General features: G+C 70.7%; 21 protein-coding genes. 13 read left to right on the top strand and 8 right to left on the bottom strand.

The genetic code is table 11. The features are described from left to right. The first annotated feature begins 19 nt into the window (after positions 1 to 19). Positions 20 to 493 carry a type II 3-dehydroquinate dehydratase gene (gene aroQ, locus ACZ6D7_RS04155; protein ID WP_469483211.1) on the top strand — a complete coding sequence of 158 codons (474 nt, stop codon included), beginning with the start codon at positions 20 to 22 and terminating at the stop codon, positions 491 to 493. 49 nt (positions 494 to 542) lie between these two features. On the opposite strand, the gene ACZ6D7_RS04150 is transcribed toward aroQ, so the two are convergent. The 5 genes from ACZ6D7_RS04150 to ACZ6D7_RS04130 all read right to left on the bottom strand — a co-directional run bounded on the left by ACZ6D7_RS04150 (position 543) and on the right by ACZ6D7_RS04130 (position 4,792). After that, the gene (locus ACZ6D7_RS04150) at positions 543 to 1,295 is read right to left on the bottom strand and encodes an amino acid ABC transporter ATP-binding protein (RefSeq protein ID WP_469483209.1); all 753 of its coding nucleotides are present in this window, start codon (positions 1,293 to 1,295) and stop codon (positions 543 to 545) included. After that, positions 1,292 to 2,215, bottom strand: coding sequence for an amino acid ABC transporter permease (locus ACZ6D7_RS04145; RefSeq protein WP_469483207.1), 924 nt, complete (start codon positions 2,213 to 2,215; stop codon positions 1,292 to 1,294). Before ACZ6D7_RS04145 ends, ACZ6D7_RS04150 begins: the two co-directional genes overlap by 4 nt. Next, on the bottom strand, positions 2,212 to 3,096 hold the full coding sequence (locus ACZ6D7_RS04140) for an ABC transporter substrate-binding protein (RefSeq protein WP_469483205.1): 885 nt from the start codon (positions 3,094 to 3,096) through the stop codon (positions 2,212 to 2,214). The genes ACZ6D7_RS04145 and ACZ6D7_RS04140 overlap by 4 nt, the downstream gene beginning before the upstream one ends. 342 nt (positions 3,097 to 3,438) lie before the next feature. Next, positions 3,439 to 4,095 carry an MBL fold metallo-hydrolase gene (locus ACZ6D7_RS04135; RefSeq protein ID WP_469483204.1) on the bottom strand — a complete coding sequence of 219 codons (657 nt, stop codon included), beginning with the start codon at positions 4,093 to 4,095 and terminating at the stop codon, positions 3,439 to 3,441. A 10-nt stretch (positions 4,096 to 4,105) separates the two neighbouring features. After that, a complete protein-coding gene (locus ACZ6D7_RS04130; protein ID WP_469483202.1) occupies positions 4,106 to 4,792 on the bottom strand; it encodes a maleylpyruvate isomerase family mycothiol-dependent enzyme in 687 nt (228 codons plus the stop codon). A 222-nt stretch (positions 4,793 to 5,014) separates the two neighbouring features. On the opposite strand from ACZ6D7_RS04130, the gene uvrA reads away from it, so the two are divergent. Continuing rightward, positions 5,015 to 8,053 (top strand): excinuclease ABC subunit UvrA, encoded by a 3,039-nt coding sequence (gene uvrA / locus ACZ6D7_RS04125; RefSeq protein ID WP_469483200.1) that lies wholly within the window; start codon positions 5,015 to 5,017, stop codon positions 8,051 to 8,053. Between the two features lie 182 nt (positions 8,054 to 8,235). On the opposite strand, the gene ACZ6D7_RS04120 is transcribed toward uvrA, so the two are convergent. From ACZ6D7_RS04120 to ACZ6D7_RS04110, 3 genes are all read right to left on the bottom strand, one after another. Next, positions 8,236 to 9,147: a carbohydrate kinase family protein gene (locus tag ACZ6D7_RS04120; protein ID WP_469483198.1), complete on the bottom strand. Its 912-nt coding sequence runs from the start codon at positions 9,145 to 9,147 to the stop codon at positions 8,236 to 8,238. Continuing rightward, the gene (locus ACZ6D7_RS04115) at positions 9,144 to 10,235 is read right to left on the bottom strand and encodes a LacI family DNA-binding transcriptional regulator (protein WP_469483196.1); all 1,092 of its coding nucleotides are present in this window, start codon (positions 10,233 to 10,235) and stop codon (positions 9,144 to 9,146) included. Before ACZ6D7_RS04115 ends, ACZ6D7_RS04120 begins: the two co-directional genes overlap by 4 nt. A gap of 245 nt (positions 10,236 to 10,480) precedes the next feature. Continuing rightward, entirely contained in the window at positions 10,481 to 11,446 is a 966-nt protein-coding gene (locus ACZ6D7_RS04110; protein WP_469483193.1) for a hypothetical protein, read from the bottom strand. A 209-nt stretch (positions 11,447 to 11,655) separates the two neighbouring features. Between ACZ6D7_RS04110 and ACZ6D7_RS04105 the strand changes: the two genes are divergently transcribed. From ACZ6D7_RS04105 to ACZ6D7_RS04055, 11 genes are all read left to right on the top strand, one after another. Then, a complete protein-coding gene (locus ACZ6D7_RS04105) occupies positions 11,656 to 12,030 on the top strand; it encodes a hypothetical protein (protein ID WP_469483190.1) in 375 nt (124 codons plus the stop codon). A gap of 198 nt (positions 12,031 to 12,228) precedes the next feature. Then, entirely contained in the window at positions 12,229 to 14,283 is a 2,055-nt protein-coding gene (uvrC, locus tag ACZ6D7_RS04100) for an excinuclease ABC subunit UvrC (RefSeq protein WP_469483188.1), read from the top strand. Then, positions 14,280 to 15,389, top strand: a complete 1,110-nt coding sequence (gene rapZ, locus ACZ6D7_RS04095; RefSeq protein WP_469483186.1) for an RNase adapter RapZ — start codon at positions 14,280 to 14,282, stop codon at positions 15,387 to 15,389. Before uvrC ends, rapZ begins: the two co-directional genes overlap by 4 nt. Then, positions 15,386 to 16,453, top strand: a complete 1,068-nt coding sequence (locus tag ACZ6D7_RS04090; protein ID WP_469483184.1) for a gluconeogenesis factor YvcK family protein — start codon at positions 15,386 to 15,388, stop codon at positions 16,451 to 16,453. The genes rapZ and ACZ6D7_RS04090 overlap by 4 nt, the downstream gene beginning before the upstream one ends. Beyond that, positions 16,444 to 17,433: a DNA-binding protein WhiA gene (gene whiA / locus ACZ6D7_RS04085; RefSeq protein WP_030347991.1), complete on the top strand. Its 990-nt coding sequence runs from the start codon at positions 16,444 to 16,446 to the stop codon at positions 17,431 to 17,433. Before ACZ6D7_RS04090 ends, whiA begins: the two co-directional genes overlap by 10 nt. Positions 17,434 to 17,579: 146 nt before the next feature. After that, positions 17,580 to 20,537: a M14 family metallopeptidase gene (locus ACZ6D7_RS04080; RefSeq protein WP_469483182.1), complete on the top strand. Its 2,958-nt coding sequence runs from the start codon at positions 17,580 to 17,582 to the stop codon at positions 20,535 to 20,537. A gap of 227 nt (positions 20,538 to 20,764) precedes the next feature. Continuing rightward, positions 20,765 to 21,775, top strand: a complete 1,011-nt coding sequence (gap, locus tag ACZ6D7_RS04075; RefSeq protein WP_469483180.1) for a type I glyceraldehyde-3-phosphate dehydrogenase — start codon at positions 20,765 to 20,767, stop codon at positions 21,773 to 21,775. Between the two features lie 134 nt (positions 21,776 to 21,909). Continuing rightward, a complete protein-coding gene (locus ACZ6D7_RS04070) occupies positions 21,910 to 23,121 on the top strand; it encodes a phosphoglycerate kinase (protein WP_469483177.1) in 1,212 nt (403 codons plus the stop codon). A gap of 6 nt (positions 23,122 to 23,127) precedes the next feature. Further along, a complete protein-coding gene (tpiA, locus tag ACZ6D7_RS04065) occupies positions 23,128 to 23,904 on the top strand; it encodes a triose-phosphate isomerase (protein WP_469483175.1) in 777 nt (258 codons plus the stop codon). 113 nt (positions 23,905 to 24,017) lie between these two features. Beyond that, the gene (gene secG / locus ACZ6D7_RS04060; RefSeq protein WP_469484520.1) at positions 24,018 to 24,248 is read left to right on the top strand and encodes a preprotein translocase subunit SecG; all 231 of its coding nucleotides are present in this window, start codon (positions 24,018 to 24,020) and stop codon (positions 24,246 to 24,248) included. A 210-nt stretch (positions 24,249 to 24,458) separates the two neighbouring features. After that, entirely contained in the window at positions 24,459 to 24,794 is a 336-nt protein-coding gene (locus tag ACZ6D7_RS04055) for an RNA polymerase-binding protein RbpA (RefSeq protein WP_010352468.1), read from the top strand. The last annotated feature ends 142 nt before the right edge of the window (positions 24,795 to 24,936 follow it).

The raw sequence follows: 24,936 nt of genomic DNA, 5'->3' as shown, positions 1-24,936 counted from the left end.
CCGACGGACCGGAGGAACCGTGCCCCGCACCCTGGCCAACGCCCCGATCATGATCCTGAACGGCCCCAACCTGAACCTCCTGGGCCAGCGGCAGCCGGAGATCTACGGGTCCGACACACTCGCCGACGTCGAGGCGATGTGCGTGAAGGCGGCGGCCGCGCACGGCGGCACGGTGGACTTCCGGCAGTCCAACCACGAGGGCCAACTGGTCGACTGGATCCACGAGGCACGCCTGAACCACTGCGGCATCGTGATCAACCCCGGCGCCTACTCGCACACCTCGGTCGCGATCCTGGACGCCCTCAACACCTGCGACGGCCTGCCGGTCGTCGAGGTCCACATCTCCAACATCCACCGGCGCGAGTCCTTCCGGCACCACTCCTACGTCTCCCTGCGCGCCGACGGGGTCATCGCGGGCTGCGGGGTGCAGGGGTACGTGTTCGGCGTGGAGCGGGTGGCGGCGCTGGCGGGCGCGGCCCAGGCCGACGCGTAAGCACCGGCCTCCAGGCGAACGCCCCTTACACCGCTCTCTGTACGTCGGGTTACAGACGCCCGGCCTCCACGATCCGCCGCAGGAAGCGCCGCGTGCGCTCCTGCCGCGGATCACCGAAGACCTGCTCGGCGGTGCCGCGCTCCAGCACGACCCCTCCGTCCAGAAAACAGACCTGGTCGGCGACCTCGCGCGCGAAGCCCATTTCGTGCGTGGCCAGCACCATGGTCATCCCGTCGTCCTTCAGGTCGCGCACGACGTTCAGGACCTCGCCCACCAGCTCCGGGTCGAGGGCCGCGGTGATCTCGTCGAGCAGCAGCAGCCGGGGACGTACGGCGAGGGCGCGCACGATCGCCACACGCTGCTGCTGGCCGCCGCTCAGCCGGTCGGGATACTCGCCGCCCTTCCCGCCGAGTCCGAGCCGCTCCAGCAGCTCCCTGGCCCGCCCCTCGGCCTCCGCACGGGCGACACCGTGCACCCGGCGCGGCGCGAGCGTGATGTTGTCCAGCACGGTCATGTGCGGGAACAGGTTGTACGCCTGGAAGACCACGCCGATACGGCGCCGTACCGCGTCCTGGTCCACACGCGGGTCGGTGATCTCCTCGGCGTCCAGCCAGATCGCGCCGTCGTCGATGTCCTCCAGGAGGTTGGCGCAGCGCAGCAGCGTGGACTTGCCGGAGCCGGAGGCGCCGATCAGCGCGGTCACGGTGTGCGGGGCGACCTCCAGGTCGACGTCCCGCAGCACGACCGAGCCGCCGAAGGTCTTGCGGACGGACTCCATCCGCAGCACCGGCGCGTCGCTCATGTCGTTCCTCCTTGCGCCCGCTGACGGTCCATCCGGGCCGTCACCCAGTCCGTGAAGCGGGTCATCGGAATGGTCAGCGCGACGAAGACCAGCCCCGCCACGATGTACGGCGTGTAGTTCAGGCTGCGGCCCACGATGATGTCCGCCGCGCGGACGGCGTCGATCGCGCCGCCGATCGACACCAGGCCGGTGTCCTTCTGGAGGGACACCAGGTCGTTCAGCAGCGGCGGCACCTGGCGGCGCACGGCCTGGGGCAGCACCACGTACCGCAGCGCCTGCCGGTTGGACAGGCCCAGGGAGCGGGCCGCGGCGCGCTGCGAGGGGTGCACGGACTCGATGCCGGCGCGGAACACCTCGGCGACGTACGCCGAGTACGTCAGAGTCAGCGCCGTACCGCCCAGCAGGACCGGATCCACCGTCACGCCCTGGAGCCGCAGCGCCGGGACGCCCAGCACCACGATCATCAGGTTGATGATCAGCGGCAGCCCCCGGAAGAAGTCCGTGTAGGCCGCCGCGAGCACCCGCAGCGGGAAGAAGACGGGACCGCGCAGGGTGCGGGCCACGGCGATCAGCATGCCGAGGACCAGCACGGCGGCGCCGCAGATCAGCAGCAGCCGGACGTTCAGCCAGAGCCCCTCCAGGACCTTGGGGAACGCCTCGCGCGCGTACTGCCCGTTGAAGAACGTCTCCTTGGTGCGCGGCCAGCCGGGCGCACCGACCACGACCAGGTAGAGGACGACTGCCGTGACCAGCGTCGAGAGCGCGGCGATCGCCGTCGCGCGGCGCGCCCGCGTGCGCTTGTAGCGCTCGCGCTCCAGCCGCCGCCGCGACGGCACGTACGCGTCACCGGGGCCGGCTCCGGACGCGTCGCCCTTGTCGTCCGCGCCTTCGTGGCCCGACTCCTCCTTGGTGAGGGTCACTTGAGTACCGGGGCGTCGACGGCGTCGGAGAGCCACTGCTGCTCGATCTTCGCCAGGGTGCCGTTCTCGCGGAGGGTGTCCACGGCGTCCGTCACGCACGGGGTGAGCGCGCTGCCCTTGTCGAGGACGAGTCCGAACTGCTCCGGCGCAGCGCCCTGGTTCTCGAACTGGCCGACGATCGTCGCGTCGGTCACCTCGGCCGCGGTGATGTAGAAGGCGGTCGGCAGATCGACCACGACGGCGTCGACCTGACCGTTCTTCAGCGCGGACTTGGCTTGGTCGTTCTTGGCGTAGACAGCCGCGTTCTGCGTCGGCTTCACCACGTCGTCGATGTAGTCGAGGCTCGTCGTGCCGACCTGGGCGCCCAGCTTGAGGCCCTTGAGGTCCGCGGCGCTCGTCGCCTTCGCGGCCTTCGAGTCCTTCAACGCGATGACGGCCTGGCGCACGTCGTAGTAGCCGGACGAGAAGTCGACGGCCTTCTTGCGCTCGTCGCTGATCGACACCTGGTTGATGTCGAAGTCGAAGGTCTTCTCCCCCGGCGCGAAGGCCTTGTTGAACGGCTCGCTCTGCCAGACGACGGCGCTCTTGTCGTACCCGAGCTGCTCCGCCACGGCGTACGCGACAGCCGACTCGAAGCCCTCGCCGTTGGACGGCTTGTCGTCCTTGAACCACGGCTCGTACGCGGGCTGGTCGGTGGCGATCGTCAGCTTGCCGGCGGTCTCGGTGGCCAACTCGCCCTTGGCGCAGGCCGTTCCGGCCGACGCGGAGGACGGGGCGGACGCGTCGGCCTCGGGCTGCGGAGCGCAGCCGACCGCGGTCGCGAGGAGGGCGACGGTGGCGCCGGCGACGGCGCGGCGCAGAACACGGGGGGCGAGGTGCATGGCGGGAGAGTGGCAGCGAAATCCCTGTTTGTCGAGGTCACACCATCAGGTGTCCGCATAGTGGGAGCGGGTGTTGCAGTCTCGTGAACAGGGGCGAGAAGTCTTGCCTGGGCCGCCGGCCGAGGGCGGGGATCGAAGACCGGCGGCCCATTCCGCGCCGGAGCCGTCATCCCGCGCGGGGCTGCCACCAGTTGACCGCGCAACCAGGTGTGTGGGGAGCGCGCGCGAGGGGCCGGAGTGTGCGCGCGATTCACACGGGGCGCGCGTTGGGCAACGCGCGCCCCCTGTGTGTCGGCAAGGCGCGCCCCCTGTACGGAGAAACACCCCGGCCGTGCGGAGACCTCACCACCCGCGCGCGTGCCACTCCGGAAGGTGCGGCCGCTCCGCGCCCAGCGTGGTGTCGTCGCCGTGCCCCGGGTAGACCCAGGTCTCGTCCGGCAGCGCGCCGAAGATCTTCGTCTCGACGTCGTGGAGCAGACTGGCGAACGCCTCGGGGTCCTTCCACGTGTTGCCCACGCCGCCCGGGAAGAGGCAGTCGCCGGTGAACACGTGCGGGTGCCCGTGCGGGTCGTCGTAGATGAGCGCGATCGAGCCCGGCGTGTGTCCGACCAGATGGCGCGCGGTCAGCTCCACGTTGCCCACCCGGATCACGTCGCCGTCGTCGACCGGCACGTCGGTCGCCACGGGGATGCCCGCCGCGTCCTCCCGGCCGGCGTACGTCCGCGCGCCCGTGGCCGCCACGACCTCGGCCAGCGCCTGCCAGTGGTCGCCATGCTGGTGCGTGGTGACCACGGACGCGATGCCGTCGTCGCCGATCATGCCGAGCAGTGCCCCGGCGTCGTTGGCCGCGTCGATCAGCAGCTGCTCGTCCGTGGCCCGGCAGCGCAGCAGGTAGGCGTTGTTGTTCATCGGGCCGACCGCGATCTTGGTGATCATCAGGTCCTTGAGCTCGTGCACGTCCGCAGGGCCGCCGACGGTCACCTCTCCGCTGTACGTCATGACGGCCAGCCTATAGCGGTGGAAGGGCCGGGAGCGGCCCGCCGACGACGATCAGGCCGGATCCGTCCCGGCGCCCGGCGAGCCACCCCAGGAGGTCGGCGGGGGAGCCCGTGACGGTCACCTCGGGACCCTCGGACGAGCGGCCGGTGTGCCACACGCGCGTGCCGTCCGTCAGACGGGTCGGTGCCACCTCGGGATGCCCGGTGAACCGCTCCGCGAGGAACGCGGTCTCCCGCTCGGTGAACTCCGCCGGCAGGTCCTCCAGCTCGTAGCCGATCCCGAGGTCCACATGGTGCAGCTCGACCTCCACCCAGCGTCGGAACGGCACCCGGGCCGCGGTGTCGGTGATGCCGTTGCGCAGCTCCACCGTGCGGGACCAGTCGGCGGGCACGGCCCCCGCGCGCTGGAAGCGGGCCGCGCTCTCCCGGACGTCCGTGAGCTGGACCTCCAGGGGGCGCGGGGCGTCCCGCTCGATGTCGGCGTCCCGGACGTGCGGGTCGGCGTACATGGGACGGCCCTCGAGGACGTTCACGAGGGCGTCCGCGTTGCGGGCGATGTGGGCGAGGACGTGGCCGCGGCTCCAGCCGGGCAGACGTGACGGCTCGGCCACCGACGCGTCGTCCGCTTTCGCGACTGCGGTGAGCAGTCGCTCGGTCGCGTCACGTACAGACACCAGGTCATGAGCGTGATCAATCATGGTGCTGACCCTAGTCCTGCCACACCTTCGGGTGAAGGTGGCGGACCGCGGCCCAAAATCGAATGCACGTGCTATATGGTCGGTGACGGCGTCGGGCATGCTGGATGTCCGGGGATTGTTGTCAACCAATGAATCCGACCGGCGTTGTCAGTGGCTCCCCCTAGTCTGAGAAAGACGGGGGCCCCGCCCCTGTCACTTCTCTCAAGAAAGGTGCGGACCGGCGTGGCCGACCGTCTCATCGTCCGTGGCGCGCGCGAGCACAACCTCAAGAATGTCTCGCTCGATCTGCCGCGCGACTCGCTCATCGTCTTCACGGGCCTGTCGGGGTCGGGCAAGTCCTCGCTGGCCTTCGACACGATCTTCGCCGAGGGGCAGCGGCGCTACGTGGAGTCGCTCTCCTCGTACGCCCGCCAGTTCCTCGGCCAGATGGACAAGCCGGATGTCGACTTCATCGAGGGCCTCTCCCCGGCCGTCTCGATCGACCAGAAGTCGACCTCGCGCAACCCGCGCTCGACGGTCGGCACCATCACCGAGGTCTACGACTACCTGCGTCTGCTCTTCGCGCGCATCGGCAAGCCGCACTGTCCCGAGTGCCGCCGCCCGATCACGCGCCAGTCGCCGCAGGCCATCGTCGACCGGGTCCTGGAGCTTCCCGAGGGCAGCCGCTTCCAGGTGCTGTCGCCGCTCGTGCGCGAGCGCAAGGGCGAGTTCGTCGACCTGTTCGCCGACCTCCAGACCAAGGGCTACTCCCGCGCGCGGGTGGACGGCGAGACCGTCCAGCTCTCCAACCCGCCCACCCTGAAGAAGCAGGAGAAGCACACCATCGAGGTGGTCGTCGACCGCCTCACGGTGAAGGAGTCCGCCAAGCGCCGGCTCACCGACTCCGTGGAGACCGCCCTCGGCCTGTCCGGCGGCATGGTCGTGCTCGACTTCGTCGACCTCCCCGAGGACGACCCCGAGCGCGAGCGCATGTACTCCGAGCACCTGTACTGCCCGTACGACGACCTGTCCTTCGAGGAGCTGGAGCCCCGCTCCTTCTCCTTCAACTCGCCCTTCGGCGCCTGCCCCGAGTGCACCGGCATCGGCACGCGCATGGAGGTCGACCCCGAGCTGATCGTCCCGGACGAGGACAAGTCGCTCGACGAGGGCGCCATCCACCCCTGGTCCCACGGCCACACCAAGGACTACTTCGGCCGGCTCATCGGCGCCCTCGCGGAGGCACTGGGATTTAGGACGGACATCCCCTTCGCCGGCCTGCCGCAGCGCGCCAAGAAGGCCCTGCTGCACGGCCACAAGACGCAGATCGAGGTCCGCTACCGCAACCGGTACGGCCGCGAGCGGGTCTACACGACCCCCTTCGAGGGCGCCGTCCCGTTCGTGAAGCGCCGGCACAGCGAGGCCGAGAGCGACGCCAGCCGCGAGCGCTTCGAGGGCTACATGCGCGAGGTGCCCTGCCCCACCTGCGAGGGCACGCGCCTGAAGCCGATCGTCCTCGCGGTCACGATCATGGACAAGTCCATCGCCGAGGTCGCCGCGATGTCCATCAGCGACTGCGCGGACTTCCTGGGCGAGCTGAAGCTCACCGCCCGCGACAAGAAGATCGCCGAGCGGGTGCTCAAGGAGGTCAACGAGCGGCTGCGGTTCCTGGTCGACGTCGGCCTGGACTACCTCTCCCTCAACCGCGCGTCCGGCACGCTCTCCGGCGGCGAGGCCCAGCGCATCCGCCTGGCCACCCAGATCGGCTCCGGCCTCGTCGGCGTCCTGTACGTCCTCGACGAGCCGTCCATCGGCCTGCACCAGCGCGACAACCACCGGCTGATCGAGACCCTGGTCCGGCTGCGGGACATGGGCAACACGCTCATCGTCGTCGAGCACGACGAGGACACCATCAAGGTCGCCGACTGGGTCGTCGACATCGGCCCCGGCGCGGGCGAGCACGGCGGCAAGGTCGTACACAGCGGCTCCCTGAAGGAACTGCTCGCCAACACCGAGTCGCAGACCGGCCAGTACCTGTCCGGCAAGAAGTCCATCCCGTTGCCCGACATCCGGCGCCCGCTCGACCCGTCCCGCCGGCTCACGGTGCACGGCGCCCGCGAGAACAACCTCCAGGACATCGACGTGTCCTTCCCGCTGGGCGTGTTCACTGCGGTCACGGGCGTGTCCGGCTCCGGCAAGTCCACGCTGGTCAACGACATCCTGTACACGCACCTGGCGCGCGAGCTGAACGGCGCGCGGAGCGTGCCCGGGCGGCACACGCGCGTGGACGGCGACGACCTCGTCGACAAGGTCGTGCACGTCGACCAGTCGCCCATCGGCCGCACCCCCCGCTCCAACCCGGCCACGTACACCGGCGTCTTCGACCATGTCCGCAAGCTGTTCGCCGAGACCACCGAGGCGAAGGTCCGCGGCTACCTGCCCGGCCGCTTCTCCTTCAACGTCAAGGGCGGCCGCTGCGAGAACTGCGCGGGCGACGGCACGATCAAGATCGAGATGAACTTCCTCCCGGACGTCTACGTCCCGTGCGAGGTCTGCCACGGTGCCCGCTACAACCGGGAGACCCTGGAGGTCCACTACAAGGGCAAGTCCATCGCCGATGTGCTGAACATGCCGATCGAGGAGGCCACGGAGTTCTTCGAGGCCGTCCCCGCGATCGCCCGCCACCTCAACACCCTCAAGGACGTCGGCCTCGGCTACGTCCGGCTCGGCCAGTCCGCGACCACCCTCTCCGGCGGTGAGGCCCAGCGCGTGAAGCTCGCCAGCGAGCTCCAGCGCCGCTCCACCGGCCGCACGGTCTACGTCCTGGACGAGCCGACCACGGGTCTGCACTTCGAGGACATCAGCAAGCTGCTGACGGTCCTCGCCGGCCTGGTCGACAAGGGCAACACGGTCATCGTCATCGAGCACAACCTCGACGTGATCAAGACCGCCGACTGGATCGTCGACATGGGTCCCGAGGGCGGCGCGGGCGGCGGTCTCGTGGTCGCCGAGGGCACGCCGGAGGAGGTCGCCGGGGTCTCGACCAGCCACACCGGCAAGTTCCTGCGGGAGATCCTCGACGCCGACCGGATCAGCGACGCGGCGCCGGTGAAGGCCCCGCGCAGGACGCCGGCGAAGAAGACGGTCGCGGCCCGGACGGCGGCGAAGAAGACGGCGACCGCCAAGACGACCACCGCCAACAACACGGCGACCGGCAAGGCCGCGGGTGCGACGGCGAAGGCCACGCCGGCCAAGAAGACGACCCGGGGCCGCAAGGCCACCTGACCGTCCGCGGCACAGGCTGCCGGACACGCTCGGAAAACAAACGGCGCCCCGTGGGAACTCCCCGCGGGGCGCCGTCCGTTGTCAGATCAGCCGCCGCGATTCCGTGGCCCGCCGAACGGCAGGCCGACCGAACCTTGACAACAGCACAGGAGAAGCAGGCGCAGAAGTCGGCCCGACGGCCGCTACAGATCGGCGAGTTCGGCCGCGTACGGCGGTTCCGCCCCCGCGCGGGAGCAGGTGATCGCCGCCGCGCGCGCGGCGAACCGCAGCAGGCCCTCCCAGTCGGCGGGCCCCATGTCCTCGACCGCCCCCGGGGACAGCGCGTCCCGCACCGAAAGACCGTGCAGCAGAGCGGCGTTGACCGTATCGCCGGCGCCGATGGTGTCCACGACGTCCACCTCCTCGCCCGGCATCACATGGACACCCCCGCCCCGCGTGAACGCGGTCAGCCCGTCGCCGCCCTGGGTGATCACCACGGCGGAGGGACCGGCGGACAGCCACTCCTGCGGGGAACCCCCCAGCCACTCCGCGTCCTCCTGGGACAGCTTCAGCAGGGACACCGAGGGCAGCCAGCCCTTGAAGCGCGCCCGGTAGGCGTCGGCGTCGGGGATCAGCCCGGGCCGGATGTTCGGGTCGAGAGCGGTGAACAGTCCCTGCGCCGCCGCGGTCCGCATCAGCTCCTCGTACGCGCTCGCGCCCGGCTCCAGGACCAGCGAGCAGGTACCGAAGGACACCGCGCGGGTGCCGGCCGGCAGCGCGGGCGGGGCCGTGAACAGCCGGTCGGCGCTGCCGTCGACGTAGAAGGAGTAGGCGGCCGAGCCGTTGCCGTCCACGGTGGCGACCGCGAGGGTGGTCGGTTCGGGGCCGCGCCGCACCGCGGACACGTCCACGCCCGCCGCACGCAGCCCGTCGAGCAGGGCCTCACCGAAGGCGTCGGACGAGATACGGGAGCAGAAGGCCGTGGGGGAGCCGAGGCGGCCGAGGGCGACGGCCGTGTTGTAGGGCCCGCCGCCCAGCGTGGGCCGCAGGGGAGCGAGGGCACCCGAGCCCTGCGGTACCAGGTCGATCAGGGCCTCACCGGCGACGACGATCACGGGGTGGTTCCTTTCGCGGACAGCGTGGACGGAGTGGCGGACGCCGTGGTGGAGGTGGCGGACGCGGAGGGGCCTGCCGGGCAGCCGCAGGAGGCGCGGTGGACGAAGGAGCAGGGGAGCCGCACGGTCCGGGCCGGCCGGTCCGGCGCGGCGAGACGGTCGAGGAGCAGCCGGACGGCGTGGGCGCCGATCTCCCGGCCGGGCTGGGCGATCGCGGTGAGACGGGGCGAGAACAGGTCCGCCCAGGCGAAGTCGTCGAAGCAGCACAGCGCGATGTCCTCGGGCACCGACAGACCGCGCTCACGCAGGGCGCGCAACGCGCCGATGGTCATCGCGTTGTTGGCTGTGACGATCGCGGTGGGCGGGACGGCCAGGGACAGCAGGGCCGCGGTGGCCCGTTCCGCGCCGGCCGACTCGGAGTCTCCGTGCACCAGGAGACGCTCGTCCTCGGGGAGCCCGGCGGCGGCGAGTCCCCGCCCGTAGCCGGTGACGCGCTCCTCGGTGGTGCTCAGACCGGGCAGCCCCGCGACCAGGGCGATACGGCGGTGGCCGAGGGCGGCGAGATGGGTCACCAGGTCGGCCGTCGGTGCGGTGTTCTCGGCACAGACCTGGTCGAAGCGAGTAGTGCCGTCCGCCGGGGTGTCCACGAGCCGGTCGAGAAAGACCGTGGGGACGGAGTGCCGGGTGAGGTAGGAGAGCAGCCCGCGCGGGTCGGCGGAGGGAGCGACGATCATGCCGTCCACCCGGCGTTCGTGGAGGAGCTGGACGACCTTGCGCTCGTGCTCGGGGTCGTCGTGCGGGTCGGCGATCAGCAGGCTGTGACCCGCCTCCAGGGCACCGGCCTCGACGCCCTGGAGGATCTCCGTGAAGTACGGGTTGCCGACCGTCGGCACGGCGAGCCCGATGGAGCGGGTGCGGGAGGTCACCAGGGAGCGGGCGAGGGTGTTGGGCGTGTAGCCGAGCGCGTCCATGGCGTCGAGGACGGCCCGGCGGGTGTCGGGCAGTACCGGGCGGGTGTCGTTCAGTACGTGGGACACGGTGGCCACGGACACGCCCGCGTGCCGGGCGACGTCGGCCATGGTCGTCATCGCGTCCCTCCCTCGGGCGGCCCGCCGGAAACGGAAACCTGGCCCGGAAGCTCCGGAACCTGGCCAGGAAGCTATCGCATCCGACGGCACGCGTAAACGCTTGCGCAAGCGTTTACGCGCACCGCCGGGCTGCCCCAGGTCCGGCCGGACCAGCCGGACCAGCCGGACCAGCGGGACGCAGGGTCACCCCGAGACGCGCACACCCCCGCGCGCAGGCGCCGAGGCAGGTCAGGGACGACGCCCCGTCACTCCCAATCCCACCCGATGCCCACCATCCCCGACCGCACCCGGGGCTCGACAAGGTGGACCGAGCGGTGGTGGTCGCTGAGGGGGAGTTCCTGGCGGCCGCCACGGGGGGCGGCCGGTGAGTGCTGGGTGAAGCGGTGGCAGCGCAGGGGCAGCGCGCCTGCGTCGAAGCGGATCTGGAGGGCGTACTGGCCGCCCGCCGCGCCGAAGCCGCGGACGTACTCACAGGAGGCGCCGGCGGTGCCGTCCTCGACGGCGTAACGGAACAGGAAGGTGTCGCCGGCCCGCAGCCGGGTGTCGAAGAGCAGCTCGGCCACGAGGACCCCGGTGCCGTGGTGCCGGCGGATCCGGCCCGCGCGGCAGTTCTCCAGGGCGTGCACGGTCATCCGTCCGGGTGCGCAGCCGGGGTCGCCGTGGTGGACGGCCACGAAGCGGTCGACGCCGTCGCGGTGGGCGCGCACGATGTGCTGGGACTCGCGCCCCAGCAGCTCGCGACGGGCGCCGATCCGGACCCGCTCGTGGTGGCCCAGGGTGTGCAGTCCGTCGTCGGGAGGGCACTCCAGTTCGGCGTGCAGCCGTTCGAGGGCGTCGGTGGCCTCCAGGAGCGAGCGGTAGGAGCGGCTCGCAGGCTGCCCGGGAGTGTCCCCGTCCGGCGCGGCGGTGTCCGCGAGCAGCCGGATCAGGGACTCGTCCGGCAGGTGCAGGATCTCCTCCAGCGCGCGGACGGCGCGCAGCGACTCGGGGCGCTGGGGCCGCCGGGCGCCCTGCTGCCAGTAACTCAGGCTCGTGACACCGACTTTGACCCCGTGACGTGACAGATGGTGCTGGACACGCTGGAGGGGCAGTCCACGGGCGGCGATCGCGGCACGCAGCGCGACATGGAACGGTCCGCCCCGCAGGACCGTGTCCAGTTCCGCGACGACGACATCGTCGGCGGCGTCCGCGTGCTGTGTGGCGTGCGGCATGCAGGGGCCTCTCTGTGAATGCTCGCGACGGCTGGTCGGACCGTCGCGTGGTTGTCGGGGCCTCCCCGGTGACGCCGGGCCTCCTTCACATCCGAACGGCGTCGTTCATGGCCCCGAGCTCCCCCGCATTGAAGCGTGTTGACCAAGTCCCGACAACACCTGATGCCCGAGTGGCACATGCGCTCGGCCGGTGTGCCAGGCTCGCCCCCGTGAGGGAGATCTGGACGCTCCGGGAGGGCTCGGCGCCCGTGACGGCCGAGGGCGTCGCAGGCCTGCTGCGGGAGCGGATCTCGGCCGGCAGCCGGGAAACGTGGCTGGCCGGCTCCACGGGCCGCCTGCTGGCCGTGGTGAGCAACACCGAGCGCGCCATGGTGATGCTGCTCGACGGCGAGGGCGATCCGGGGGCGCACGCCGTGGACCCCGGCGCCGAGGGCGACAGCGGAGGCTACGTCCTCGCGAACGGGCAGTGCGACTCCTACCCGGACGCGGACACCGTGCCGCTCGCCGAGGCCCTGCGCATCGTGGGCCGGATCCTCGCCACCGGGGCCCCGCCCGCCGACGCCGCATGGTCGGTCGACCGGTGAGCCCCGAGGCGGGCGCGATCCGGATCCCTGTTCCGAATCCGCCGGCCCGAATCCGCCGGCCCGGGTCCCCGGCCCGAGTCTGCGATCGGGGTCCGCGATCGGGGTGCCCGCCCCAGGTTGTCCACAGGGCGACGGACACCCCCGACGGTTGTCCACAGGCCCGCCGGAGTGTCACTCCGCGCCAGTAGGGTGTGAGACATGGCCGACCCCTCCAGCTACCGCCCCAAGCCGGGACAGATCCCGGACTCCCCCGGGGTGTACCGATTCCGCGACGAGCACCGCCGGGTGATCTACGTCGGAAAGGCGAAGAGCCTGCGCCAGCGCCTGGCGAACTACTTCCAGGACCTGGCGGGCCTGCACCCGCGCACCCGCTCGATGGTCACCACCGCCGCGTCCGTGGAGTGGACGGTCGTGTCCACGGAGGTCGAGGCGCTCCAGCTGGAGTACTCCTGGATCAAGGAGTACGACCCCCGGTTCAACGTGAAGTACCGCGACGACAAGAGCTACCCGTACCTCGCGGTGACGATGAACGAGGAGTTCCCGCGCGTCCAGGTGATGCGCGGCCACAAGAAGAAGGGCGTCCGCTACTTCGGGCCGTACGCGCACGCGTGGGCGATCCGCGACACCGTCGACCTCCTGCTGCGCGTCTTCCCGGTCCGCACCTGCTCCGCCGGCGTGTTCAAGAACGCCTCCCGCACCGCCCGTCCCTGCCTCCTCGGCTACATCGGCAAGTGCTCGGCGCCCTGTGTCGGCCGGATCCCGGCCGAGGAGCACCGCGAACTGGCGGACGAGTTCTGCGACTTCATGACGGGCCGCACCGGCACCTACCTCCGCCGTCTGGAGAAGCAGATGATGGAGGCGGCCGAGGAGATGGAGTACGAGCGGGCCGCCCGTCTGCGCGACGACATCGAGGCCCTGAAGAAGGCCATGGAGAAGAACGCGGTCGTGCTCGCCGACGCGACCGACGCCGACCTGATCGCGGTCGCGGAGGACGAGCTGGAGGCGGCCGTCCAGATCTTCCACGTCCGCGGCGGCCGGGTGCGCGGCCAGCGCGGCTGGGTTACCGACAAGGTCGAGGAGATCACCACCGGCGCCCTCGTCGAACACGCACTCCAGCAGCTCTACGGCGAGGAGACCGGGGACGCCGTGCCGAAGGAGGTTCTCGTCCCCGCCCTGCCCGACCCGGTGGAGCCCGTCCAGGAGTGGCTCACCGGCCGCCGCGGCTCCGGGGTGTCGCTGCGTGTCCCGCAGCGCGGCGACAAGCGGGCCCTGATGGAGACCGTGGAGCGCAACGCGCAGCAGGCCCTCGTCCTGCACAAGACCAAGCGGGCCTCCGACCTCACCACCCGCTCGCGCGCCCTGGAGGAGATCGCCGACGCCCTCGACCTGGACAGCGCGCCCCTGCGGATCGAGTGCTACGACATCTCCCACCTCCAGGGCGACGACGTCGTGGCCTCCATGGTCGTCTTCGAGGACGGCCTGGCCCGCAAGAGCGAGTACCGCCGCTTCCAGATCAGGGGCTTCGAGGGCCAGGACGACGTCCGCTCCATGCACGAGGTGATCACCCGCCGGTTCAGGCGCTACCTCGCCGAGAAGGAGCGCACGGGGGAGTGGGTGGACGAGGAGCCGGACGGCGACCTCGGCAGGGACCTCAAGGACGACGACGGCCGCCCCAAGCGCTTCGCCTACCCGCCCCAGCTCGTCGTCGTCGACGGCGGGCAGCCCCAGGTCGCGGCCGCCCGGCGCGCCCTGGACGAGCTGGGCATCGACGACATCGCGGTCTGCGGCCTCGCCAAGCGCCTGGAGGAGGTCTGGCTGCCGCACGACGACGACCCGGTCGTCCTGCCCCGCTCCAGCGAGGGCCTCTACCTCCTCCAGCGCGTCCGCGACGAGGCGCACCGCTTCGCGATCACCTACCAGCGCACCAAGCGGGCCAAGCGCTTCCGGGCCGGCCCGCTGGACGACGTACCGGGTCTCGGCGAGACCCGCAAGCAGGCTCTGATCAAGCACTTCGGCTCCGTGAAGAAGCTGCGGGCCGCGACGATCGACCAGATCTGCGAGGTCCCCGGCATAGGCCGCAAGACGGCCGAGACGATCGCCGTGGCCCTCGCCCAGGCGGCACCGCCCGCCCCCGCCGTGAACACGGCGACCGGAGAGATCATTGATGACGAGGAACCCGACACGACGGCGGGTTCCCCCGGAGAGCCCGTCCCGGCGGGCGCTCCGGAAGAACGACGGGGGCAGGAGACATGAGCGAGCACGACGCACACCCCAGGGACGAGCGAGATCAGGCGCCCGAGGCGGCAGCCCAGCCGGCGCACAGGGAGACGGGCGAGAATCGCCCCCAGCCCCCCGCAGACCACGGGCCCACGGGCCCCGCAGGCCCCCACGACCCCACGGGGACCGACCCGGCCCCCGACAGCGCCGAGCAGGACGCACGCCACGAAGACGGAGCACAGGTGAGTACGGACAGCACGCCGCCCGGCATCCCCGAGGCGGCCATCCCCGAGCTGGTGATCATCTCCGGCATGTCCGGGGCCGGCCGTTCGACGGCCGCAAAGTGCCTGGAGGACCTCGGCTGGTTCGTGGTCGACAACCTCCCGCCGGCCCTGATCCCCACCATGGTGGAGCTGGGTGCCCGCTCCCAGGGCAACGTGGCGCGGATCGCGGTCGTCGTCGACGTCCGCGGCCGGCGCTTCTTCGACAACCTCCGCGAGTCCCTCGCCGACCTCGAGTCGAAGAACGTCACGCGGCGGATCGTCTTCCTGGAGTCCTCCGACGACGCCCTGGTGCGCCGCTTCGAGAACGTGCGCCGCCCGCACCCCCTCCAGGGCGACGGCCGGATCGTCGACGGCATCGACGCCGAGCGCGAGCTGCTGCGCGAGCTGCGCGGCGACGCCGACCTGGTGATCGACACCTCCAGCCTCAACGTGCACGAACTGCGCGCCAAGATGGACGCCCAGTTCGCCAGCGAGGAGGAGCCCGAGCTGCGGGCCACCGTCATGTCCTTCGGCTTCAAGTACGGCCTCCCGGTCGACGCCGACCTGGTCGTGGACATGCGCTTCCTGCCCAACCCGCACTGGGTCCCGGAGCTGCGCCCCTACACCGGCCTCAACGAGGAGGTCTCGGCGTACATCCTGAACCAGCCCGGCGCGAAGGAGTTCCTCGACCGGTACGCGGAACTCCTCCAGCTGGTTGCCGCGGGCTACCGCCGGGAGGGCAAGCGCTATGTGACCATCGCGGTCGGCTGTACGGGCGGCAAGCACCGTTCGGTCGCGATGTCGGAGAAGCTCGCCGCGCGCCTCGTCGCCGAGGGCGTGGAGACGGTGGTCGTCCACCGGGACATGGGACGGGAATGACAGGACGTACTCCACGGATGGGCCGGCTGCGCAGGGTGGTGCCCGAGGGACGGGCGAGCCGGCCGGTGGAGGCCCGGGGCGCCAGACCGCGCCGCCGCGGCACCCAGCCCAAGGTCGTCGCCCTCGGCGGCGGCATGGGCCTGTCCGCCTCGCTCACCGCGCTGCGCCGGATCACCGGCGATCTCACGGGCGTCGTCACGGTCGCCGACGACGGCGGCTCCAGCGGACGCCTCAGGGACGAGTTGGGCGTGCTGCCGCCCGGTGACCTGCGCAAGGCCCTGGCCGCGCTGTGCGGCGACGACGACTGGGGCCAGACCTGGTCCCGTGTCATCCAGCACCGCTTCCAGTCCCAGGGCGAGATCAACGGCCACGCGGTCGGCAATCTGCTGATCGTCGCCCTGTGGGAGCAGCTCGGCGACCACGTCCAGGCCCTGGACCTGGTCGGCAAGCTGCTGGGCGCGCACGGCCGGGTACTGCCCATGTCCGCCGTACCGCTGGAGCTCCAGGCCCTGGTCAAGGGGCACGACCCGCGGCGGCCGGAGGACGTGGACACCGTCCGGGGCCAGGCCACGGTGGCCCTCACCCCGGGCGAGGTGCAGTCCGTGCACCTCGTGCCGCACGACCCGCCCGCCGTCCCCGAGGCGGTCGCGGCCGTCCTCGACGCGGACTGGGTGGTCCTGGGCCCCGGCTCCTGGTTCTCCTCGGTCATCCCGCACCTGCTCGTGCCCGAACTGCTGGACGCCCTCATGGAGACGAAGGCGCGCCGGGTACTCTCGCTGAACCTCGCGCCGCAACCGGGAGAAACCGAGGGCTTCTCCCCGCAGCGTCATTTGGAGGTTTTGGGACGACACGCCCCTAAACTCGCCCTGGACGTGGTGCTGGCCGACGAGGCCGCCGTGCCCGACCGGGACTCCCTGACCGACGCCGCCAGGCGGTTCGGGGCCGCGGTCGAGCTGGCGACGGTGGCCCGGACGGACGGAACGCCCCGGCACGACCCGGAGCTGCTCGCCGCCGCGTACGACCGTATTTTTCGGATGCATGGAAGGATCGGCCCATGGCGATGACGGCAGCGGTGAAGGACGAGATCTCCCGGCTACCCGTCACCCGGACCTGCTGCAGAAAGGCGGAGGTCTCGGCCATCCTGCGGTTCGCCGGCGGCCTCCACCTGGTGAGCGGTCGCATCGTGATCGAGGCGGAGCTGGACACGGCGATGGCGGCCCGTCGGCTCAAGCGGGACATCCTGGAGATCTTCGGCCACAGCTCGGAGCTGATCGTGATGGCGCCCGGCGGTCTGCGCCGCGGCTCGCGCTACGTCGTCCGGGTGGTCGCCGGCGGTGACCAGCTGGCCCGGCAGACGGGACTGGTCGACGGCCGGGGCCGCCCGATCCGGGGCCTGCCCCCGCAGGTGGTCTCCGGCGCCACCTGCGACGCCGAGGCCGCCTGGCGCGGGGCCTTCCTGGCGCACGGCTCGCTCACCGAGCCCGGCCGCTCCTCCTCGCTGGAGGTGACCTGCCCGGGTCCCGAGGCCGCGCTCGCGCTGGTCGGCGCCGCCCGCCGGCTGTCGATCGCCGCGAAGGCCCGCGAGGTGCGCGGGGTCGACCGGGTCGTCGTCCGCGACGGCGACGCGATCGGCGCGCTGCTCACCCGCCTCGGCGCCCATGAGTCGGTGCTGGCCTGGGAGGAGCGCCGGATGCGCCGCGAGGTGCGCGCCACGGCGAACCGTCTCGCCAACTTCGACGACGCCAACCTGCGCCGCTCCGCCCGCGCCGCCGTCGCCGCCGGAGCCCGCGTCCAGCGCGCCCTGGAGATCCTCGGCGACGAGGTCCCCGAGCACCTCGCGGCCGCCGGTCGGCTGCGCATGGAGCACAAGCAGGCCTCCCTGGAGGAGCTGGGCGCGCTCGCCGACCCGCCGCTCACCAAGGACGCCGTCGCCGGCCGGATCCGCAGGCTGCTGGCGATGGCCGACAAGCGCGCCTCCGACCTCGGCATCCCGGGCACGGAGGCCAACCTCTCCGAGGAGCTGGCCGACAACCTGGTCGGCTGACGAATCATCACCTTGCTGCCGCGGTAGTCCGATTGGGCTACCGCGGCAGTGTTTGTCTCGCCTTGAGGCGCCCTTGACTCGATCATGAACTGTCACGAGCCTGACATCTGTTCGCCAGAAGTGGCGGACCACTGCTAGGGGGGTTCATGAGACACAGAGCGAGATCGATCCTCGCTGTCGGCGCGCTCCTGATCGCCGGAGCCGGCTTCGCACCCATCGCCCAGGCACAGAACGGCGCCCCGGACCCGACGTCCGACGCCGACGAGGTCAAGGTCTTCCGCGCCGAGGTCACCAAGAAGCAGGTACCCCTGCTGCTGGAGGCCGGCCAGGACGGTCACGAACTCAGTGAGCAGGCGCCCGAGAAGGGCACCGCCACCGTCGAGGTCTACCTCACCGACCAGCAGGCCCGGAAGCTGGAGAAGCAGGGGGTCGAGCTCACCGAGCACACCCTCACCGCCAAGGCCGAGAACCGCGTCGAGGCGGCCGCCGACGGGGTGTTCCGCCCGTACAGCGGCAGCGGCGGCCTGAAGGAGGAGATCCTCCGCGTCGGTCAGCAGAATCCGGGGCTCACCAAGGTCGTCTCCATCGGAAAGGCGACCAAGGGCCAGGACATCCTCGCGGTCAAACTGACCAAGAACGCGAAGACCTCCAAGGACGGCTCCAAGCCCTCCGTCCTGTATGTGTCCAACCAGCACGCGCGTGAGTGGATCACCCCGGAGATGACCCGGCGGCTGCTCCACCACTACCTGGACAACTACCGGACCGACCAGCGCGTCAAGAAGATCGTCGACTCCACCGAGCTGTGGTTCGTCCTGTCGGCCAACCCCGACGGCTACGACTACACCTTCGAGAACACCGACAACCGCCTGTGGCGCAAGAACCTGCGGGACGTCAACGGCGACGGCGCGATCTCCACCGGCGACGGCGTCGACCTCAACCGCAACTTCCCCTACAAGTGGGGCTACGACGACGAGGGTTCGTCCCCCAACCCCACCAGCCAGACCTACCGCGGCGCGAGCCCCGGCTCCGAGCCCGAGACCAAGGCGCTCGACGCCTTCGAGAAGCGGATCGGCTTCACGTACGGCATCAACTACCACTCCGCCGCCGAACTCCTCCTCTACGGCGTCGGCTGGCAGGTCGCCACCGAAACCCCGGACGACGTCCTCTACAAGGCGCTCGCCGGTACCCCTGACAACTCCGCGATCTCGGGCTACCACCCGCAGGTCTCCTCGGAGCTGTACACCACCAACGGCGAGGCGGACGGCCACGCGGCGAACGTCAACGGCACCGCGATGTTCACCCCGGAGATGTCGACCTGCCAGACCGTGTCGAACATCGACCCGAACGACGAGTGGAACGCCTCCGACTGCCAGTCGGTCTTCAACTTCCCGGACGACGAGAAGCTGATCCAGGACGAGTTCGCCAAGAACATCCCGTTCGCCCTCTCCGTCGCCGAGTCCGCCGCCCGGCCCGACCAGCCGAAGTCCTCGGTCGGCCTGACCGCCGCCGACTTCACCCCGGCGCCGTTCACCACGTCGTACGGGCGCGGCGCGGACCAGGAGGTCTCCGTCGTCGTACGCAAGGCGGTCCGGGACAAGGAGCTGAAGTACCGCGTCAACGGCGGCCGCACCTACGACCAGGCGCTGAAGCCCTGGAACGGCGGCGAGACCTACGGCGGTGAGGACAACCTCCACTTCGACGAGTACCGGGCCAAGGTGCAGGACGGCGAGCCGGGCGACAAGGTCGAGGTGTGGTTCAGCGGTGAGACCAAGGCCGGCAAGAAGGTCTCCAGCGAGCACTTCACCTACACCGTCGCCGCGCGCCCCAAGGCCGACACCCTCGTGGTCGCCGAGGAGGGCGCGGCCGCCACGCAGGCGCAGGTCTACGTCGACGCGCTGAAGGCGAACGGCCGCAAGGCGATCGTCTGGGACGTCGCCACCCAGGGCGCGCCCGACGCGCTCGGTGTGCTCGGCCACTTCGACACGGTCGTCCACTACACGGGCGCGAGCGTCCCCGGCAACCCGACCCAGCTCGAACTGCGCGCCTTCCTCAACGAGGGCGGCACGCTCCTCGAGGCGGGCGAACTGGCCGGCGGCAACGTCGACCTCGGCGAGGGCACCCCGTCGAACGACTTCAGCCAGTACTACCTGGGCGCCTACTCCCGTACGTCGACCCCCGGCGCCACCGGCTTCACCGGCTCCGGGGAGCTCGGCGGCTTCAGCGGGGCCCTCGGCGCCGCCACCGGCAACCCGCTGGACCGGGCCGGCACCTACGGCGTCACCTCGGACGAGCTGCCGGCCGACCGGTACCCGCAGTTCGCCAGCGCGGGCGCGGGTCAGTTCGCGGGCACCGTCAACCCGTACGGCCCGTACGCGGGTTCGTACATGGCCGCCGCCGTGCACACCGACGACGCCTACAAGCGCCTCACCCGCACCGTCGACCTCACCGGTGTCACCGCCGCCGACCGGCCGGGCCTGCGCACCCAGCTGCTGTGGGACACCGAGCCCGGCTACGACAACGCGCTCGTCGAGATCCACACCGTCGGCGGCGACGACTGGACCACGCTGCCCGAGGCGGGCGGCGCCACCAGCACCGCCGTACCGGAGGAGTGCGGGGCCGGCTTCTACATCGGTGAGCACCCGTGGCTCCAGCACTACCTGACCCTCGGCTCGAACACCTGCTCCGCCACCGGCACCAGCGGCTCCTGGAACGCGCTCACCGGCGCCTCCAGCGGCTGGCAGCAGGTGAACTTCGACCTGAGCGCCTACGCGGGCAAGCAGGTCGAGATCTCGATCGCCTATGTCACCGACCCGGGCTCGGGCGGCCATGGCGTCCTCGCCGACGACGCCTCGCTGGTCGTCGGCGGCACCGCCACCGGGACCGAGGGCTTCGAGACCTCGCTCGGCGCCTGGAAGGCCGGCGGTCCGCCGGCCGGCAGCCCGGCCGTACTGAAGGACTGGACGCGCGCCGGAGTGCTCTTCCAGACCTACGGCGCGGTCACCACCGACGACACCGTGCTGCTCGGCTTCGGCCTGGAGCACGTCACCTCGGCGGCCGACCGCAAAACGCTCATCGGAAAGGCCCTCGCATCACTTGATCAGTGACGCTGAGGTCAACTCCCTTTGACGTTCCGTAGTAAAAACGGGCGTCAGAGGCCTCCGACCAGGGCGGTCCGTACCCCTACTGGCGGGTACGGACCGCCATGCCGTGTATGGGCGAAGTCGATGTCACCACGGGGCCCTCGGAGAGGTAGGGTCAGGGGTGGTCGGGGACATCCCAAATACAGCTCGCCGGCACCGCATGGCCGGCGTACCAACGAGGAGATCGGTTCGTGACGATCCGCGTAGGCATCAACGGCTTTGGCCGCATCGGTCGTAACTACTTCCGCGCGCTGCTGGAGCAGGGTGCTGCCATCGAGATCGTGGCTGTCAACGACCTGGGTGACACCGCCACCACCGCACACCTGCTCAAGTACGACACCATCCTGGGCCGCCTCAAGGCCGAGGTGTCGCACACCGCCGACACGATCACCGTCGACGGCCACACCATCAAGGTTCTCTCCGAGCGCAACCCCGCGGACATCCCGTGGGGCGAGCTGGGCGTCGACATCGTCATCGAGTCGACCGGCATCTTCACGAAGAAGGCCGACGCCGCCAAGCACCTCGCCGGCGGCGCCAAGAAGGTCCTCATCTCGGCTCCGGCCAAGGACGAGGACATCACCATCGTGATGGGCGTCAACCAGGACAAGTACGACCCGGCGAACCACCACGTCATCTCCAACGCCTCCTGCACCACCAACTGTGTGGCGCCGATGGCCAAGGTCCTCGACGAGAACTTCGGCATCGTCAAGGGCCTGATGACGACGGTCCACGCCTACACCAACGACCAGCGCATCCTGGACTTCCCGCACTCGGACCTGCGCCGCGCCCGCGCCGCCGCCGAGAACATCATCCCGACCACGACGGGCGCCGCGAAGGCCACCGCCCTGGTCCTCCCGCAGCTCAAGGGCAAGCTGGACGGCATCGCGATGCGCGTCCCGGTCCCCACCGGCTCGGCCACCGACCTCGTCGTGACGCTGCAGCGCGAGGTCACCAAGGACGAGGTCAACGCCGCGTTCAAGAAGGCTTCCGAGGACGGCGACCTCGCGAACTACCTGGCCTACACCGAGGACCAGATCGTCTCCTCGGACATCGTGAGCGACCCGGCCTCCTGCACCTTCGACGCCTCCCTGACCATGGTCCAGGAGGGCAACACGGTGAAGATCCTCGGCTGGTACGACAACGAGTGGGGCTACTCCAACCGCCTCGTCGACCTGACGGTCTTCGTCGGCGAGCAGCTCTGATCGCCGGATCAGGCACCTCGATGTGACAGCAGGGCTCGGGCAGCGCAAGGACGCGCCGCCCGGGCCCTGCGTCACGTGCAGAACGGCCCTGTCTACGATCACGGAGCATCACCAGCCCTCGGGAGTCCCTTTTCATGAAGACGATCGACGAACTTCTCGCCGCAGGCGTGGCCGGCCAGCGGGTCTTCGTCCGCGCCGACCTCAACGTGCCGCTGGACGGCGCCACCATCACCGACGACGGCCGGATCCGCGCCGTCCTGCCGACCGTCAAGGCCCTCGCGGACGCGGGCGCCAGGGTGGTCGTCGCCTCCCACCTGGGCCGCCCCAAGGGCGCCCCGGACCCGGCGTTCTCCCTCGCCCCCGCCGCCGCCCGGCTCGGTGAGCTGCTCGGCTCCGCCGTCGCCTTCGCCACCGACACGGTCGGAGACTCCGCCCAGGAGACGGTCGCGGGCCTCGCCGACGGCCAGGTCGCCGTCATCGAGAACCTGCGCTTCAACGCGGGCGAGACCGCCAAGGACGACGTCGAGCGCGGCGCCTTCGCCGACGAGCTCGCCCAGCTCGCGGACGTCTACGTCGGCGACGGCTTCGGCGCGGTGCACCGCAAGCACGCCTCGGTCTTCGACCTCCCGGCCCGGCTGCCGCACTACGCCGGCCACCTCATCGCCACCGAGGTCGGCGTCCTGAAGAAGCTCACCCAGGACGTCAAGCGCCCCTATGTCGTCGCGCTCGGCGGCGCCAAGGTCTCCGACAAGCTCGCCGTGATCGACGAACTGCTCGGCAAGGCCGACCGCATCCTCATCGGCGGCGGCATGGCCTACACCTTCCTGAAGGCCAAGGGCCACGAGGTCGGCATCTCCCTGCTCCAGGAGGACCAGGTCCCGGCGGTGCGCGAGTACATGGAGCGTGCGGAGAAGACCGGCGTCGAGCTGGTCCTGCCGGTCGACGTCCTGGTCGCCGGCGAGTTCCCGGACCTGAAGACCAAGGCCCCCGCGAACCCCACCACCGTCGCCGCGGACGCGATCCCCGCCGACCAGGAGGGTCTGGACATCGGTCCCGAGACCCGCAAGCTGTACGCCTCGAAGCTCGCCGACGCCGCCACCGTCTTCTGGAACGGCCCCATGGGCGTCTTCGAGCACCCCGACTACGCCGAGGGCACCAAGGCGGTCGCCCAGGCCCTCCTCGACTCCCCGGCCTTCACGGTCGTCGGCGGTGGCGACTCCGCCGCGGCCGTCCGCCTGCTGGGCTTCGACGAGAACGCATTCGGCCACATCTCGACCGGTGGCGGCGCCTCCCTCGAATACCTCGAGGGCAAGACGCTCCCCGGCCTCGCCGCACTGGAGGACTGACCCTCAATGACCACCCGTACGCCGCTGATGGCGGGCAACTGGAAGATGAACCTCAACCACCTCGAGGCCATCGCCCACACCCAGAAGCTCGCCTTCGCCCTGTCCGACAAGGACTACGAGGCCGTCGAGGTCGCCGTCCTGCCGCCCTTCACCGACCTGCGCTCCGTCCAGACCCTGGTCGAGGGCGACAAGCTCGCCATCAAGTACGGCGCCCAGGACATCTCGGCCCACGAGTCCGGTGCCTACACCGGCGAGATCTCCGGCCCGATGCTGGCCAAGCTGAAGTGCGCCTACGTGGCGGTCGGCCACTCCGAGCGCCGCCAGTACCACGGTGAGACCGACGAACTGGTCAACGCCAAGGTCAAGGCCGCCTTCAAGCACGGCATCACGCCGATCCTGTGCGTCGGCGAGGAGCTGGAGGTCCGCGAGGCGGGCAACCACGTCTCCCACACCCTCGCCCAGGTCGAGGGCGGCCTGAAGGACCTCCCCGCCGAACAGGCCGAGACCGTCGTGATCGCCTACGAGCCGGTGTGGGCCATCGGCACCGGCAAGGTCTGCGGAGCCGGTGACGCGCAGGAGGTCTGCGCCGCCATCCGCGGCAAGATCGCCGAGCTGTACTCGCAGGAACTGGCCGACAAGGTCCGCATCCAGTACGGCGGCTCCGTCAAGGCCGGCAACGTCGCCGAGATCATGTCGCAGGCCGACATCGACGGCGCGCTGGTGGGCGGCGCCTCGCTGGACGCCGACGAGTTCGTCAAGATCGTGCGCTTCCGCGACCAGTGAGTCGGGCCGCGAGTAGGCGGTAAGGCCGATCCGTCGTACCCTTGCGGGGGCACAGCCCAGGTGCTGTGCCCCCGTCGTTATCCGAATCCGAGGAAGTTGGTCCAGCCGTGGTTTTGGGGTTCTCGATCGCCCTGATCGTCTTCAGCCTGCTGCTGATGCTGCTGGTGCTGATGCACAAGGGGAAGGGCGGCGGTCTCTCCGACATGTTCGGTGGCGGCATGCAGTCGTCCGTCGGTGGCTCCTCGGTCGCCGAGCGCAACCTCGACCGCATCACCGTGGTGATCGGTGTGCTCTGGTTCGCGTGCATTGTCGTTCTCGGCATCCTGATGAAGACGAACAGCTGATCAGCGTCTCACAGGCACGCACAATCCGTACGTAAGGCCCCATGTTCGGTACGCGCAGCTGAGCGCGGCCTATCATGGGGCTTGCGTCTAGGTGCGGGAGCTGTAACTCCAATCACTGGACGCGCGTTGGGCCTTACGTAGACTGAGGCGCTCGCAGCGAAGCGAAACGCCGACTCGCTTTGCGGCACCATCACGCAGGGAGTTACGACCGTGGCAAGTGGCAACGCGATCCGAGGAAGCCGGGTCGGGGCGGGGCCGATGGGCGAGGCCGAGCGGGGCGAGTCCGCGCCCCGTCTGCGCATCTCCTTCTGGTGCTCCAACGGGCACGAGACGCAGCCCAGCTTCGCCAGCGACGCGCAGGTTCCCGACACCTGGGACTGTCCGCGCTGCGGCTTCCCGGCCGGACAGGACCGGGACAACCCCCCGGCACCCCCGCGCACCGAGCCCTACAAGACGCACCTCGCCTATGTGCGGGAGCGCCGCAGCGACGCGGACGGCGAGGCGATCCTCGCCGAGGCGCTCGCCAAACTGCGGGGCGAGATCTAGAAATTGAGACCGGCCGGGTGTCCGTGAGGCGCCCGGCCGGACCTTTTCGCCCGTCCCGCTGTTCGTCGCCGCCCGCACCGCCTGTCGCGGCCGGCCTTCGCCCGACCGATTGTCAGTGGTCTCCTCTACGGTTTTCCGTGTG

The organism is Streptomyces sp. NPDC041784 (genome assembly GCF_055591025.1).
Note: the sequence above shows the minus strand (reverse complement) of the source record. Positions and strands in the feature narration are given on the sequence as shown.

Excerpts from the sequence above, each read along its gene's own strand:
- ACZ6D7_RS04150 (WP_469483209.1), bottom strand. The coding sequence starts at position 1,295 with ATGAGCGACGCGCCGGTGCTGCGGATGGAGTCCGTCCGCAAGACCTTC.
- ACZ6D7_RS04140 (WP_469483205.1), bottom strand. The coding sequence starts at position 3,096 with ATGCACCTCGCCCCCCGTGTTCTGCGCCGCGCCGTCGCCGGCGCCACC.
- ACZ6D7_RS04135 (WP_469483204.1), bottom strand. The coding sequence starts at position 4,095 with ATGACGTACAGCGGAGAGGTGACCGTCGGCGGCCCTGCGGACGTGCAC.
- ACZ6D7_RS04130 (WP_469483202.1), bottom strand. The coding sequence starts at position 4,792 with ATGATTGATCACGCTCATGACCTGGTGTCTGTACGTGACGCGACCGAG.
- ACZ6D7_RS04115 (WP_469483196.1), bottom strand. The coding sequence starts at position 10,235 with ATGACGACCATGGCCGACGTCGCCCGGCACGCGGGCGTGTCCGTGGCC.
- ACZ6D7_RS04110 (WP_469483193.1), bottom strand. The coding sequence starts at position 11,446 with ATGCCGCACGCCACACAGCACGCGGACGCCGCCGACGATGTCGTCGTC.
- uvrC (WP_469483188.1), top strand. The coding sequence starts at position 12,229 with ATGGCCGACCCCTCCAGCTACCGCCCCAAGCCGGGACAGATCCCGGAC.
- rapZ (WP_469483186.1), top strand. The coding sequence starts at position 14,280 with ATGAGCGAGCACGACGCACACCCCAGGGACGAGCGAGATCAGGCGCCC.
- ACZ6D7_RS04090 (WP_469483184.1), top strand. The coding sequence starts at position 15,386 with ATGACAGGACGTACTCCACGGATGGGCCGGCTGCGCAGGGTGGTGCCC.
- whiA (WP_030347991.1), top strand. The coding sequence starts at position 16,444 with ATGGCGATGACGGCAGCGGTGAAGGACGAGATCTCCCGGCTACCCGTC.
- ACZ6D7_RS04080 (WP_469483182.1), top strand. The coding sequence starts at position 17,580 with ATGAGACACAGAGCGAGATCGATCCTCGCTGTCGGCGCGCTCCTGATC.
- ACZ6D7_RS04070 (WP_469483177.1), top strand. The coding sequence starts at position 21,910 with ATGAAGACGATCGACGAACTTCTCGCCGCAGGCGTGGCCGGCCAGCGG.
- tpiA (WP_469483175.1), top strand. The coding sequence starts at position 23,128 with ATGACCACCCGTACGCCGCTGATGGCGGGCAACTGGAAGATGAACCTC.